This is a genomic window from Nocardia sp. XZ_19_369, from assembly GCF_015355715.1.
GTDB lineage: Bacteria > Actinomycetota > Actinomycetes > Mycobacteriales > Mycobacteriaceae > Nocardia.
The window spans coordinates 364925-379386 of sequence record NZ_JACVED010000002.1; the positions used below are offsets into that span (position 1 = coordinate 364925).

The following is a 14462-nucleotide window of genomic DNA, read 5'->3' on the forward strand; positions in this document are numbered from 1 at the left end:
GGAGTAGAACCATGAAACCGATCGAACGTTACGACGTGGTGGTATGCGGCGGCGGCCTGGCCGGATTGACCCTGTCGCGCCAGCTCAAGCGGACCATGCCCGACCTGACGGTGCTGGTGCTGGAACGGACCACGGGCGACATCCCGGACGGGGCCTACAAAGTCGGTGAGGCGACCGTCGAAGGCGGCGCGCACTACTTCACCGAAAAGCTCGGCCTCACCGGGTATTTCAACAAGCAGCACCTGCACAAGCTCGGGCTGCGCCTGTTCTTCGGCGATCAGCACGGCCCCTTCGAGAACCGGCCCGAGATCGGGGCGCGACGGTTCCCGCGGGTGCCGTCCTATCAGGTCGACCGCGGCATCTTCGAGCGGGATCTGCGGCGCGGCGCCAAGGATCTCGGCATCGATCTGATCGAGCATGCCAAGGTGACCGAGATCGACCTGGCCGAGGGCGAGGACGATCATGTGGTCACCTACGAGGTGGCCGGCCAGGGGGAGCGTTCGGTGCGTACGCGCTTCGTCGCCGACGCCTCCGGTCGCGGAAAGCTGTTGCAGCGCAAGCTCGGCCTGAGCGCGCCGAGTCCGCACAAGATCAACGCGGCCTGGTGGCGCCTGCGCGGCGAATACGACGTCGAGGTGATGGCGGACGCCAAGAACCCGAACTGGTATCCGAAAACCCAAGAGCGCCGGTGGTTCTCCACCAATCACTTGATGGGCACCGGCTACTGGGTGTGGATGATCCCGCTGGCCTCCGGCAATACCAGCATCGGCATCGTGACCGACGAGCGCATCCATCCGTTCAAGACGTACTCGACGGAAACCAAAGCGAAGCAATGGATCGCCGAGCACGAGCCGACGCTGGCGAAGTTCACCGAGAACGCCGAGCTGCTCGACTTCCTGGTGCTGCGCAACGCGAGTTATGCCTCGACGCAGGCTTTTTCGCACAATCGCTGGGCCTGCGTCGGTGAGGCGGCGGTCTTCCTGGACGCGTTCTACAGTCCGGGCTCGGATTACATCGCCTACACCAACACCATCACGACCCGGATGGTCGAACTCGACCGCAAACGTGCACTGACCCCCGACGTCGCGCAGGCCTACAACAAGCTGCTGCTCGAGGATCTGTGGCCGAACTACCTGCAGATGTACCACGACAACTACCAGATCTTCGGGCACGCACCGGCGATGTTCACCAAGGTCATGTGGGATACGTCGTTCTACTGGGCGCTGCCTTCGCAGATGTTGTTCCGTGACTTGCTCACCAGCACCGACGCGGCGGCGGAGTTCCACCCCATCGCCCAGCGGTTCCTCGGCATCCAGACGCGCATGCAGGCGAACCTGCGTGCGTTCGCCGCACAGGCCCCGCAGCCGGACAAGTATCTGTTCGTCGAGTACAGCAAGGTACCCATCTGCGCCCAGCTGCACCTGGATCTGCTCACCGACAAGACGCCCGAACAGACCTTCCGCGATATGCGCGGCAATGTCGACCGGTTGGAAGCGTGGGCGGACTCGTTCGAGCAGGAAATCGCCGCGAAGGTGGACCTGCCTGCGCAGCCGGCCGAGCCGGCCCTGCAGGCCTCCGTCCAGTAACGCGTCCGACCGACAACACCGCGGAGGCGGGAATTTTGACGCAATTCGAGGATCGGGCCGCGATTGTCACCGGTGGCAGTCGCGGCATCGGCAAGGCGCTGGGCCCGGAGAACAACTTTGCCGCCATGGCGGCAAGCGGTTCGCCGAGCGTGTCGAAACCATTGGAGGGCGCGTAGCGTGCGAGTTGCTCATTTCGCGAACACGAGGTCACTGTGTCGCTGACCCACCGAATCCGGTCCTACGGAACCGTCGCGCGAGGCCTGCTCGAAGGGGCAGGCTCGCACCGAACACTGGCACTCGAGCTCGAGCGCCGCAGCGGGCAGTCGGGTCAGGCGGCGCGTCCCTTCCTGCTCTACGGCGACCAGCAGTTCGATTACGAGCAGGCCAATCGGCTCGTCAACCGGATCGCTCACGCGTATCGGGCCAACGGCCTGCGCAAGGGCGACGTGCTCGCGCTGCTGATGGAGAACCGCCCCGAGTTCGTCTGGCATTACCTGGCGGCCGGAAAGCTCGGCGTCGTGGTGGCTTTCGTCAATACGCGGGCCAGGGGAGACGGGCTCGTGCACGCCCTCACGGTGTGCGGGGCGAGTCACGTGATCGTCGGTTCGGAGTGCCTGCCCGCGTTCCTGGCGGTGCGTGACCGGGTGCCCGACGAGCTGCTCGTCCACTGCCGGGTGGACGAGGACGTGAAGGTACCCGCTTCCGACACAACGGGTCTGGCCCGATTCGAGCCGAGCGCGACGTCGGACGATCCGGCGGAGACGACCCAGCACACCCTCGGCGACACCGGCGCGTACATCTTCACCAGCGGCACGACCGGGCTGCCCAAGGCCGCGGTCATGAGCTACACCAGGTTGACGACTGTCGGACGGATCACCGGCGCGCTGTCCTGGCGGCTCGAACCCGGCGACATCGTCTACAACTGCCTGCCGATGTTCCACACCAACGCCCTGGTGATCGCCCTGTCGAGTGTGCTCACGCACGGATCCACCTTGGCGCTCGGCCGCCGGTTCTCCGCAGGCACGTTCTGGCACGACATCCACCGTTTCGAAGCGACGGGCTTCAACTACATCGGCGAGATGTGCCGATACCTGGTCAACACCCCACCCGACGACCGCGACCGCGGCCATCGGGTCCGGGTGATGGTCGGGCAAGGGTTGCAGTCCGATGTCTGGACCGCGATGCGGGAGCGGTTCGAGATTCCGCGGATCGTCGAGATGTACGCGTCCACCGAGGGCAATATCGCCACCATCAACCTGGCAGGCACGGTCGGGTCGGTCGGCAAGCTGCGCCTCGGCGGCAAGCTGGCGAAGTGGGACTTCGAGCAGGACGACTTCGTTCGCGACAACGGGCGCCTGGTCGAGTGCGGGCCAGGCGACACCGGCGTGCTGCTGGGGCCGATTCGCAAGCGCACCCCGTTCGGCGGCTATCGAGACGAAAAAGCCACTCGCGCAAAGATTGTCACGAACGCCTTCCGCGAGGGCGACGCGTTGTTCAACACCGGCGACGTGTTCCGGATCGACGCCGAGAAAAACCTGTTCTTCGTCGACCGGCTGGGTGACACCTTCCGCTACAAGGGCGAGAACGTGTCGACCACCGAGGTGCAGGAGCAACTCGTGCGTTTCCGGGACATCGCCGCCGCCAGCGTGTACGGCGTGCCGATACCGGGCCGCGAGGGGCGGGCCGGGATGGCGGCGATCGTGCTCGCCGACGGAGCGCGGTTCGACGGCGCGGCACTCGCCGCGTACCTAGACGAGGCGTTACCTCCTTACGCACAGCCGATTTTCCTTCGGGTGCGCGCCTCGCTGGAAACGACGGCGACCATGAAGCTGGCCAAACTCGCTTTGCAGCGTGCGGGTTTCGCGCCCAGCGAGGGGGAGACCATCTACGTGCGCGACGCGGGGGACCGCGCCTACGAGGAGCTCACGCAGGAGCGTTACGAGGCACTTGTCAGGGGACATCAGGGGGCTTCAACCCAGGAAAGAACCGAGGTGCCATGACATTAGAAGGAACCTTCGACTCGGCGGACGCGCCTGCCGCCGAGCCCATCGTCGTCCGGACGTCGGGGACCGGGCCGCCGGTCGTGCTGGTGCACGGCGGCATGCCCGCCCCGATGACCTGGGCCGCGCAGCAGGAGCTCGAAGCCGCCTGGTCGCTGATCGTGCCGAACCGGCGCGGCTTCATGCCCAGCCCTGCCGCGCCGTCGCAGGATTTCCTCGCCGACGCAGACGATTTGGTGGAACTCATCACCGACGTGCCCGGCGGCGTGCACCTGGTCGGCTTCTCCTACGGCGGTCTCGGCGCGTACCTCGCGGCCGAGCGCCTGCCGCACCTGGTTCGCTCGCTGACCCTGATCGAGGCGCCGCTGTGGAACGCGGCGCCGGAGGACGAAGCCGTGCGGACGCTGGCGGACCTGGCCGACCGCTTCGCCGCCAGTCCGGACGACGTCGCGGCCGAGGACGAGTTCCTCGCGCTGGCCGGGGTGAACCAGGAAATGCTGGCCGGGGTGAGCGACGACGTGCGCCAGGCGATCGAGCTGGGGCGCAAGCTGCGTTCCCCCTGGGAGGTCAAGCCCCGGTTCGAGGCGATCACCGACGCGGGCATCCCGACGCTGGTGTGCTCGGGCGAGCACAATCCCGCGCTCGAGCAGCTGTGCGATGCCCTCGCCACACACCTTGGCGCACAACGGGTCCGGTTGCCCGGCGCCGAACATGCTGTGCAACATGCGCCCGGATTCAACACGATATTGGCAACATTTCTGACAGCCGCGGAACAGAGCCGCGGCAATGGAGCAGGAGGCACCAATGAGCGATGAGGCGACGATCCACGGACACGACAAGGTCCTGGAACACACCATCGAGCTGTTTCGCAGCTTCACCCCGCCCGGCGTCACCCTCCAGCTGCCACCGCCTTCGGCGAAGGAAATGGACATGCAGTTCGAGGAGTACGTGCCCGGTCAGTCGCTGACCGCGACGGTGGTGGCGCCCTCGTCGTATGCGAATGCGGTGGGAATCCTGCAGGGCGGCTTCATCTCCGCGATGTTCGACAACCTCATCGGCCCGCTGAGCTACCTGACCGCGCGGGGTCCGACGACGTCGCTGGAGCTCGGCACGCACTTCATGCGCACGGTGGTCACCGGCGAACGGCTGAAACTGACTGCCACCGTGCGGAAGCCGGGACGATCGGTCATCTATCTCGTTGCGGACGCGCATAACAAGGACAACAAGCTGGTGGCCACGGCGGTGTCCACCGTGCAGGTGCTAACCATGCCGAAGCAGTAGCCGAGTGCCCACCTTCGCTGGCGAAGGTGGGCACATCTTTCCCCCTCAGCGAGGTTTTACGATGCCCTCTCTACTCGAAGTCACGACGCAGTTCTTTTTGCAGGTCGCCGTTATTCTCGTGGCCTGCCGCCTGCTCTGGCCGCTGTTCCGGCGGCTGGGTCAGGTCCAGGTGGTGGCGATCATGGCCGCCGGCTTCGTCTTGGGGCCATCGGTTTTGGGCGCGATCTGGCCGGCCGCGCAGGAATGGCTTTTCCCCACGACATTGGCGGTGGGTACGGAGACGATCACTCATCCGAACCTGACCGCCATCTACGTCGTCGGCCAGCTCGGTCTCGTGCTGTACATGTTTCTGGTCGGCGCCTCGTTCAAGCTCGACATTCTCCGGTCGCATCTGGGCAAGGCGGGCGCTACGTCCGCCGCGGGCATCGGCGTTCCGCTGCTGCTCGGCGGCGTGCTCGGCGCGTGGATGGTGGGCCAGGGCGACTACTTCACGAGCAAGGTCGGCACCTGGCAAGGCGGGTTGTTCGTCGCGGCGGCGGTGGCCATCACGGCGTTTCCGATGCTGGCCTGGATCATCTACGACTCGGGTCTGTTGAACACTCGGCTCGGCACGATGTCGCTGTCGTGTGCGGCGGTCGACGACGCCTGTGCCTGGGTGCTGCTGGCCACGGTGATCGCCACTACCAAGGACAGCATGTCGGGCGCCGCGCTCGCATTGGGTGGCGGCCTGGCCTATTTGATCTTCATGATCGTGGTCGGCCGCCGCTTGCTGTTGCGGCTGAACACCTGGGTGCCGCGCTCGGGGGATCGTGAACACAGCGGTGGTCTCGCCGTCGGTCCGCTCACCGTCGTGCTGCTGGTCGTGCTGCTGGCGAGCTGGTTCACCGATTACGTCGGAATCTACTCCGTCTTCGGCGCATTCGTGGCCGGCACGGTGATGCCGCGTGGCCAGTTGCTCGACACCATCCGTGAGCGTTTCGAACCTCTCGTCGCTTACCTGCTGCTGCCTGCGTTCTTCATCTACTCGGGGCTCAACACCGAACTCAGCCTGATCTTCGAGCCGAAGGTGCTGCTGGTCGCGGTCATCGTGATGATCGTGTCCTTCGCGGGCAAGTTCGGCGCGATCGGCCTGGTGGCGCGCTGGCAGGGGATGGGTTGGCGGGAAGCGGGCGCGATGGGTGCACTCGCCAACGCGCGCGGGTTGATGGAGCTGATTCTGCTCAACATCGGTCTGGGCGCGGGCCTGATCACCGGTCAGCTCTACACGATTCTCGCCTTGATGACGATGGTCACGACCTTCGTGGCCACGCCGGTGATGCGAATGTTCGAACGCAGCGGCTGGAAGGAAGGTGTCGTCTTCGGACCCACCGGCGAAGAGCCGGCCCCCTCGGAAGAATCTCGAGAGCCCGCGAAAGCGATCGACATTCCCCGCGCACAAGTGGCTGATGGTCCGCCATGACGCTCGGGTTCAGATCGGATCAGGAAAACCAGCTGCACAACGGTCGTCGCCGCCGGGTCGGGATACGCACGCCTGCCGTGGTCCAGGAGCGGACCCTGCTGGTCGCCTCCGACTTTCCGTTCGCCCGAACGGATTTCGAGGACGCGGTTGCGGTGCACGACGGTTTCGCGCTGGCGGGCACCTGCGCCTGGCGCGAGGTGGTGGACCGGACCGCGCGCTGGCGCCCCGACGTGGTGCTGCTCGATGCCTCGGTGTCGCGCCTGGCCGGGCTCGCCCCGACGGTGACCCGGCTGCGCGAACTGCCGCATTCGCCGATGATCACGCTGCTGGTGGAGCACGGCGCCGCCAAGGCGGATGTCGACCTGGTCGACGCGGTGGTGGCGATGGAGCACGGCGCGGACGAGGTGCTCAAGGTGCTGGAGGTGCTGATCTCGGGGACGGTGCTGGCGATGGCGCCGCAGCAGAGCCGGGTGCACGCCGGGGTCTCGATGGATTACGAAGTGCGGCAGCGTCTTTCCACGCTGACCAAGCGGGAGCGGGAGATTCTGCGGCTGGTCGTCGACGGGCTGTCCAACCGGGAGGTCGGGTCCCGGTTGTTCATCAGCCCGGAAACGGTGAAGGAGTACGTCAGCCGCATCCTCGCGAAGCTCGAGGTGACCAGCCGGATCGAGGCGGCGGTGGCGGCCGTCCGCGCGGAGTTCGACAATGGCGACTGGTAGCCGATCGGTGCGATCGCTACTGGCTCGCCTGCGCGACCGAGCGGATGGTGTCGGCCACCGCGGCCAGCGCCATCAGGCGCACCAGGTCGACGTCGGCGGCGACGGAACCCGTTGCGGCGGTGACGAATCCGTCGCCGTCGAAGCGGCAGTGCGGCGGCGTGAGGGCGCGCGACAATCCGTCGTGCGCGCCTTGCGCGACGATGTGACAGCCGATCTTGTCCAGCCGGGCGTTGGTGACCACCACGCCGATCGTCGTATGCATCCGCGCCGCGGGGTCGACCAGGCCGCCGAGTTGGGCGACCGAGTCCAAGGCGATCTCGGCGACGCCGTCGTCGATGTCGCCGAACGCGTTGACCACGCACAATGTGCCGACCACGAGCTCGTTCCAGCGTCGTTCGGTGTAGGCGAGGCCGCCGGGCTTGCGGTCGACCGGCCCGCGCCAGTGTGCGGTGTACGCGCCCGCACCCGCGCCGATGCGACCGGCGAGCACCTGCTCGCCGGCGCTGGCACAGGCCGCGGTGTATCCGTGTTCGGCCGTCGGCCGCGCCTTCGGGTCGCCCACGCTCAGATCGAACAGGGCGAGCGCGGGCACGATCGGCACCTTGCCGCCGGGAGTCGGTACGCCACGCCCGATTTCCTCGAGGTAGCGCATGACACCGTCGGCGGAGGCGAGGCCGAAGGCCGAACCGCCCGTCAGCACGACCGCGTCGATACACGGCACGGTTTTGTCCGGGGCGAGCACGTCCAACTCCCGGCTGGCCGGCGCGCCGCCGCGCACCTCGCAGGACGCGACCGTGCCTTCCGGGAGGATGACGACAGTGCAGCCGGTTTCGCCGAGCGGATCGGTCCAGTGGCCGACTTTGATCTCCGGAATGCCTATCGTCATACCCACCTCGGCTCAAGAATTTTCGTTCGCGATCACGACGAAGAAGTCGTCGGTAGTCGTGGGGAAGCCCATTTTGTGCACATCGGTCGGCAATGGCTGATAGTCGAACAATTGCCGCTCGTTGTATGCAAACAACTCCGCCCCGGTTCTATCGGCAGAATATATCGTGATGCTCTTGGTCCACGCCACTTGGCTCGGATCGGTCACTGGTCGAAGTGCGACATTTTTGTATCGGTCCGCGTCGTCGGTGTCGCGATAGGGCGGCCGAATGGCCGAATGGCGGTCGGCGAGCCAACTTTCGTCCGAGTAATCGGGGGCATCGGCGTCGGTGCCCGCGAAAACGGACACCCACGGACCCCACGAAGGCAGGTTCTCCGTCGGGGCCGCCACGCCGTCGGCGCGGCTTTGCAGATGTTTGCCGAATTCGTCATCGGCCGCGGCGCCGGTTTCGGTCAGCACGTGCGGGCGGTCGGCGGCCAACGAGGTGGTCGCCACGGTATCGCGACCGTCGAACGTGACCACGAACGCATTGTTCGAGTCGGCTATCAGCAGGTGGAATCCGGGCATCCGCCGGGCGCCGTCCAGCGCGGGCAGCAAGCGTGTCTCCAACAGTTGAACGGCGTGTTGCGCCGAATCGGCGGCCACGCAATCCAGTGGCAGCCCGCTGGCCGAGACGAATTCGTCCCCGGTCGCGGTATCGGCGAAAATTCGACAATAGACGCCGGTGCCGCGATGGAAAGCGAGCCACGAGCCGCCATCGATATCGAGACCGCCGACGACCTCGGCCGGCACCGGGGTGCCCGCGTCACGGATCGTGAATACTCGATCGCGCAGACTCGGATTCGCGAACCAGTGCGGTCCGTACGAAAAGCGGTGTGCCAGCCCGAGTTTGCGGGCCGCTTCGTAACCGTGCGGGCGATGTATCGACTGGTCACGGGACTCGATGGCGACGAATCTCGCGTTTCGGCTGTCGAGGAGGAACAGGCAGGTGCTCATGGTATTTCCGTCTCACGTCTCGTTATGTCAGGGTCAACGAAATGTTGTCGATCAGCCTGGTGCTGCCGACGTGCGCCGCGACCAATAGCCGGGCGGGGCCCGAGGTGGGCGCGGGTCCGAGCTCGGTATCGCGCAATTCGAGATACTCGACCTCGACTCCGGTCTGCGCGTCGAGGATCGTGCGGGCAGCGGCGAGCACAGCCTCGGCTCCCGAACCGCCCGCCCGCGCACCCGCCCGCAATGCCTCCGGCAGCGCGATGGCGGCGTGCCGCTCGGCCGGATCGAGATACCGATTGCGGGAGGACAGTGCCAGCCCGTCCGGCTCGCGCACGGTCGGGACGCCGACGATCCGGATGCCGAAGTTCAGGTCCCGGACCATCTGCTGGATCAATATCAGCTGCTGGTAGTCCTTTTCGCCGAAGTACGCGACGGTCGGCCCGGCGATCTGCAGGAGCTTCGCCACCACGGTCAACATTCCGCCGAAGAGCGCGGGCCGGGTGGCGCCGCAGAGTTCGGCGCCGAGCGGGCCCGGCAGCACGGTGGTCCGGCGGCCGTCCGGATACATGTCCGCGGCGGAGGGTGCGAAGACCAAGGGCACGCCGGCTTCGCGGAGCAGTGCGAGATCGGCCTCCAGCGTTCGTGGATAGCGGTCGAGATCCTCGTTTGCCCCGAATTGTAATGGGTTGACAAAGATTGAAACAATGACCTCGGATTTGCTTTCCTGCGCTTGTTCGACCAAAGCGAGATGGCCGTCGTGCAGTGCTCCCATTGTGGGCACGAGAGCGACATCTCGGCCACTCGCGCGCAGCTCGCGAGATACCTCGGACATGGTTATCGGATCATGATGAACAGTCAATGCGCCATCTGCGTAATCGCTGACGCGCGGTCTCTCCAACGATTCTCCCCTCCTGTTTGTTTCGAACGCCCTCGGTCGGTGCGACGGAGGTATGGGTGAACCACTTCGACCGTACCCGAACCGTGCCGACAACGCAGCTGTATAACGCACCCTGATTGGTTTGTTGATGAATCATCATTCGGTCATCCGGACAACTCGAAAACTGTTGCAGCCCATGCGCGGACCGTGCTAGTGTTTGCAAACGGAACAAAAAACTATCGGCGGCCCAGGGGAGGGCCAGGCGGCCCGGCTGTCTCCTCGCGGGAATTAGGCGGGTACTCATGGTCACTCCAGTCAATACTAATGTCGGTGCATCGGTGGACGACAATGTCGCCGATCTCGGTCCGGCCGAAATTGAATTCCTCCAATGGCGAGCACTGAGCGCAGGCGAAGGTGCCGAGTTCTACGACAGCGTCCTGGCCGACGATGCCGTGCTGGCGGTGCCGTCCCCGCATGCGTCGCTCTCGCGGCAGATCGCGCTGAACGCGGTCGCCGGAGCGCCTGCGATCGAGACGTACCAGATACTCGAATTCCACGAGCGCCCGTTAGGCGCCGATGCGCACATAGTTTTCTATGAGATGTATCAGAAACGCGTGGGTCTCGACGGTATCTATGCGGCTATTTCTACAGTGTATATCAAGCGCGACAATCGCTGGTTGATGCAGTATCACCAACAAACTCCGCTGCGTAGGGAATCAGGCAAGGGAGCCCAGTCGTGAGTCACAAATTCGATGTGCTGATATTGGGCTCGGCGCTTTCCGGAAGCTCGCTGGCACTGTGTCTCCAAGCCTCGGGTCTGAGCACCTGCATGGTCGATCCCAAACCGCATCCCAAATTCGCCATCGGTGAATCGACCATTCCGAACACCTCGAAGCTCTACAAACTGATGAGCATCAAATATGGTGTGCCCGAGCTGGCCGTGCTCTCCTCGTTCGACAATCTCATCGGGTCGGTCGGCACCTGCGGTATGAAGAACAACTTCGGTTTCGTTTATCACGAGCCGGGCACCATCGCGCAGAAAGTGCATCAGTTCCCGCTGTCCGAGATCGTGGAAACCGAATCGCACCTGTTCCGGCAGGATGTCGACCACTGGCTCGCGCTGCGCGCCCGCGATTATGGCGCCGTGCTGCTGGAAGGGGTCGGCACCCGCAAGCTGGATATCACCGACGCGGGTGTGCACTTCGAAGGCGACGACGGGACACAGATCACCGCCGAGTACGTCGTCGACGCGGGCGGCCGCAATTCACCGCTGGCGGCGCAACTGGGACTGCGCACCACCGAGGGGCTGCGCTCCTGGTCGAAGTCCATCTTCACGCACATGAGCGGCGTTCTCCCGTTCGATGACATCACCGAAGTGCACGGCCCGCGGCAGTGGCACACCGGCACGCTGCACCACGTCTTCGACGGCGGCTGGATGTGGGTGATCCCCTTCGACAACACCGAGAAATCATGCAATCCGCTGTGCAGCGTCGGCATCGTCTGGCGCATCGATGACGGCGACGAGAAGCCGCACCCGAATCCCGAGCAGGCCTTCGCCGATTTCCTGGAAACCTATCCGGAGATCGGCAAGCAGTTCGCGCACGCGCGCAACGAGCGCGAATGGGTGAGCGCGGGCCGGCTGCAATACTCGTCGACACAAACGGTGGGCGACCGGTGGTGTCTCACCTCCAACGCCGCGGGCTTCATCGATCCGCTGTTCTCCCGCGGCATGCAGAACACGGCGGTCGTGGTGGATCGGCTGGCCGAGCGGCTCATCGAACAATTCGAGGGCGGCTTCACCCCGCGCACGTTCGACGACATCGAACAGATGCAGGCCAGCCTGATCGAGGAGAACGATTTCATCGTCGGCAACGCCTTCCGTTCCTTCACCGATTACCGACTCTGGAACGCGTGGTTCCGGGTCTGGCAGGTCAATCAGGTGACGGGCACCATGCGCACCGAAGCCCGATTGCGCCAGGTCGCCGATCAAGCCGCCGCCCGCGCCGCCGGGCAGGACGCGCTGCCGAAGACCGCTGCGGCACCCGGCGCCGGGCTGGACGGCTTCATCGACGCGTTCTACCAGAAGTCCGATCAGATCATGGAGTCCTACTGGCGCAAGGACATCAGCCTCGAAGCGGCTGTTACGGAGTTCGGCACGCTGTTCGCCGATGTCGATTTCGTCCCGCCGTCGTTCGGCCTGACGGATATGTCGCAGCCGTACTTCGACATCGACATGGACAAGGTGGCCAGCGCGATCGAGTGGGCGCGCACCGCTCGGCCCGGCATTCGCGAGCTCTATCTCGGCGGCCTGCCCGCCTCGGAGAGTTAGGTGGATATGAAGGGGGTAGCCATCTCGTCCTACAGCGACCGGGTAGCGGCGGCCGTCTCCGGTTCGCTGAACGGACTGCTCAGATTCGACCGGTCCATGGTGACGTCGCTGGACGGCCTCGAGCACGACGAGGCCGAGCAGCCGATCGTCGTCATGCTGCGCGCCTATCTCTATCTGCTCGGTGGCGTCCGGCCGCCGGTGGAGGTGGTCGATGCGCTGCGCAAGATCGACGCCGGCACGTTGTCCGCCCTGGAAGCCGCCCACCTCGACGCGATCCGGCATCTGCTGCACGGCGCGTACGGCGCGGCAGGCGATACCCTGCTCGATATTTCCCGCCAGTTCCCGACCGACGAATTGGCCTTGGCCGCAGGGCATCAGGTCGATTTCCTGACCGGGGCGACGGAGACGCTGCTGTCGCGCCTGTCCAGCAGTCCGCTGTTGACCGAGGGCGCGACCGAGACCTACCCGTACCTGCTGGCGATGCTCGCCTTCGCCTACGGCGAGAACCACGAGTTCGCCAAGGCCTACGAGGCGGGTAGCCGCGCGCTGTCGCTGGCCCCGCAGGACAACCCGTGGGCGGTGCACGCCTGTGCGCACGCACTGTTCGAGAGTCGAGACCACGGCGCCGTCTCGGAGCTGTTGTCCGCCACGCGCGGCCGGTGGAACTCGGAAAGTTGCCTGCTGCGTACGCATCTCAGCTGGCATCACGCGTTGAACTCGATGGCCGAGTCCGACCACGACGCGCTGACCGGCCTCACCGGCGATGTCACCGCGGTGCTGGCCACCGAGTGCTCGGCCATGCAATTCTGCGACGCGGTCTCCCTGCTGTGGCGATTGCGGCTCGCGGGCATTGTCGGGCCGGACGATTTCGCCGCGGTCGCGGACAAGGCACTGGATATCCGCAGTGCGTCGAATTCGGCCTTCGTCGATCTGCATGTGCTGCTGGCGATCATCGGCGCCGATCGACACGAGCTGGCCATGCGGCTGGCCCAAGAAATAGGGGCGGACGCCACGGATATGGCGGCGCACCTGACCGGAACCCGCCGCACCGCGGTCGGCGTGGCCGAAAGTTTCCTCTATTACTGCCAATCGAACCCGGAACAAGCAGTGCGACGCTTGATTTCGGTGCTGCCCGCCGTGGTGGGTATGGGCGGCAGCATGGTGCAACGCGATCTCGCGCTGGAACTTCTGGTCACCTGCACGCACGGCCGAGGATTGGACGTGACCGTCCCGGCCGGAGTCGGCATCGATAGGCGTCCACTGGTGACGTATCTCCGCTCGTGAAGGGAATGATCGACATGGATACCGATTCGTATCCCCTCTGCACCGACCTCATCACCGGCCCTGCTGCCTGGAAGAGCAGTGACTTCACCGATCCCGCCCAGTGGACGACGCCGCTGACCTCCGACGATATCGGCGAACTGTTCACGGCGCTGCAACACGCCCGGCAGACGGGAAAAGACCTCGGTAGCATTACCCGCGAAGACTTTCCGCTGGACGGCCTCGCGCAGAAGCTGAAAGCCGTCTCGCACGAACTCACTTCGCAGAGTGGGCTGGCTGTGCTGAGCGGTTTCCCCATCAGCTCCGACATCCCGCGCACCGATGTCGAGCTCATGTACTGGGGTTTGTGTGCGCACCTCGGGCCCGCGGTGACGCAGAACGCGCGCGGCGAAATCATGGTGCCGGTCAAGAACTATGGCAACGGTGGACTGTTGAACGCGGCTACCCGCGGATACCAGACCAACGAGGCGCTACCGTTCCACACCGATAGTTCCGACATCGTCGGCCTGCTGTGCCTGCAATCCGCGGGCGAGGGTGGATTGAGCAGCATCACCAGCTCGATGACCATTCACAATGAGCTGCTGCGCAATCACCGGGAACTGCTCGGCCTGTACTACGCCGGTTTCTATTACGACCGGCGCGATGAACAGCTCGACGGCGAGGTGCCGTACTACCGCAATGCGGTGTACGCCTGGCACGAGGGCAGGCTCACCTGTCGCTATTACGTGCGGCACTTCATCGAGTCCGCGCACGAGCGATTCGATCTGGAGCTGTCCCCGGTGGAACGATTGGCGCTCAAAACCTTCGAGGAGATCGCCGACCGACCGGAAAACAAGATCACCATGCGGATCAACCCCGGCGATATCCAGTTCTTGAACAACAATGTCGTGGTGCACGCCCGTACCGCATTCGTCGATGCCGATGAGATCAACCGTGAACTACTGCGGGTCTGGCTGAATCCGTTCGACGCGCCGACCCCGCCGCGAGGGCATGCGGCGTTCCGAGAAGGTATGCCGCAGAAGCAGATTCGCTGACCGACGACGACACGCGT

Annotated in this window: 14 protein-coding genes; 11 read left to right on the forward strand and 3 right to left on the reverse strand. The window is 65.1% G+C overall.

Annotated elements, in window-relative coordinates; genetic code table 11:
- Positions 1–11: 11 nt before the first annotated feature.
- The 7 genes from IBX18_RS07885 to IBX18_RS07915 all read left to right on the forward strand — a co-directional run bounded on the left by IBX18_RS07885 (position 12) and on the right by IBX18_RS07915 (position 7045).
- Positions 12–1586 carry an NAD(P)/FAD-dependent oxidoreductase gene (locus tag IBX18_RS07885; RefSeq protein ID WP_194833073.1) on the forward strand — a complete coding sequence of 525 codons (1575 nt, stop codon included), beginning with the start codon at positions 12–14 and terminating at the stop codon, positions 1584–1586.
- A 35-nt stretch (positions 1587–1621) separates the two neighbouring features.
- Positions 1622–1762: a hypothetical protein gene (locus tag IBX18_RS07890; RefSeq protein ID WP_194833074.1), complete on the forward strand. Its 141-nt coding sequence runs from the start codon at positions 1622–1624 to the stop codon at positions 1760–1762.
- 36 nt (positions 1763–1798) lie between these two features.
- A complete protein-coding gene (locus IBX18_RS07895; protein ID WP_194833075.1) occupies positions 1799–3586 on the forward strand; it encodes a long-chain-acyl-CoA synthetase in 1788 nt (595 codons plus the stop codon).
- Positions 3583–4401: an alpha/beta fold hydrolase gene (locus tag IBX18_RS07900; protein ID WP_194833076.1), complete on the forward strand. Its 819-nt coding sequence runs from the start codon at positions 3583–3585 to the stop codon at positions 4399–4401. The genes IBX18_RS07895 and IBX18_RS07900 overlap by 4 nt, the downstream gene beginning before the upstream one ends.
- Positions 4391–4867: a PaaI family thioesterase gene (locus IBX18_RS07905; RefSeq protein ID WP_194833077.1), complete on the forward strand. Its 477-nt coding sequence runs from the start codon at positions 4391–4393 to the stop codon at positions 4865–4867. Before IBX18_RS07900 ends, IBX18_RS07905 begins: the two co-directional genes overlap by 11 nt.
- Positions 4868–4928: 61 nt before the next feature.
- The gene (locus tag IBX18_RS07910; protein ID WP_194833078.1) at positions 4929–6326 is read left to right on the forward strand and encodes a cation:proton antiporter; all 1398 of its coding nucleotides are present in this window, start codon (positions 4929–4931) and stop codon (positions 6324–6326) included.
- Complete coding sequence (locus IBX18_RS07915; protein WP_194833079.1) at positions 6323–7045, forward strand: LuxR C-terminal-related transcriptional regulator; 723 nt, start codon at positions 6323–6325, stop codon at positions 7043–7045. The genes IBX18_RS07910 and IBX18_RS07915 overlap by 4 nt, the downstream gene beginning before the upstream one ends.
- Before the next feature lie 16 nt (positions 7046–7061).
- Here IBX18_RS07915 and IBX18_RS07920 read toward each other — a convergent pair whose 3' ends face one another.
- Genes IBX18_RS07920 through panC form a run of 3 tightly spaced genes read right to left on the reverse strand, consistent with a single transcriptional unit; the run spans position 7062 to position 9822 of the window.
- A complete protein-coding gene (locus IBX18_RS07920) occupies positions 7062–7931 on the reverse strand; it encodes a P1 family peptidase (RefSeq protein ID WP_194833080.1) in 870 nt (289 codons plus the stop codon).
- A 12-nt stretch (positions 7932–7943) separates the two neighbouring features.
- Complete coding sequence (locus IBX18_RS07925) at positions 7944–8927, reverse strand: hypothetical protein (RefSeq protein ID WP_194833081.1); 984 nt, start codon at positions 8925–8927, stop codon at positions 7944–7946.
- 22 nt (positions 8928–8949) lie between these two features.
- Positions 8950–9822: a pantoate--beta-alanine ligase gene (gene panC, locus IBX18_RS07930; RefSeq protein ID WP_373889172.1), complete on the reverse strand. Its 873-nt coding sequence runs from the start codon at positions 9820–9822 to the stop codon at positions 8950–8952.
- A gap of 317 nt (positions 9823–10139) precedes the next feature.
- Between panC and IBX18_RS07935 the strand changes: the two genes are divergently transcribed.
- From IBX18_RS07935 to IBX18_RS07950, 4 genes are read left to right on the forward strand one after another with little or no spacing between them, the layout of a single operon-like run.
- Positions 10140–10541: a DUF4440 domain-containing protein gene (locus IBX18_RS07935; protein WP_194833083.1), complete on the forward strand. Its 402-nt coding sequence runs from the start codon at positions 10140–10142 to the stop codon at positions 10539–10541.
- A complete protein-coding gene (locus IBX18_RS07940) occupies positions 10538–12130 on the forward strand; it encodes an NAD(P)/FAD-dependent oxidoreductase (protein WP_194833084.1) in 1593 nt (530 codons plus the stop codon). Before IBX18_RS07935 ends, IBX18_RS07940 begins: the two co-directional genes overlap by 4 nt.
- The gene (locus tag IBX18_RS07945) at positions 12131–13414 is read left to right on the forward strand and encodes a hypothetical protein (RefSeq protein ID WP_194833085.1); all 1284 of its coding nucleotides are present in this window, start codon (positions 12131–12133) and stop codon (positions 13412–13414) included. It abuts the gene before it with no gap.
- Between the two features lie 14 nt (positions 13415–13428).
- Positions 13429–14445 carry a TauD/TfdA family dioxygenase gene (locus tag IBX18_RS07950; protein ID WP_194833086.1) on the forward strand — a complete coding sequence of 339 codons (1017 nt, stop codon included), beginning with the start codon at positions 13429–13431 and terminating at the stop codon, positions 14443–14445.
- Positions 14446–14462 lie beyond the last annotated feature (17 nt).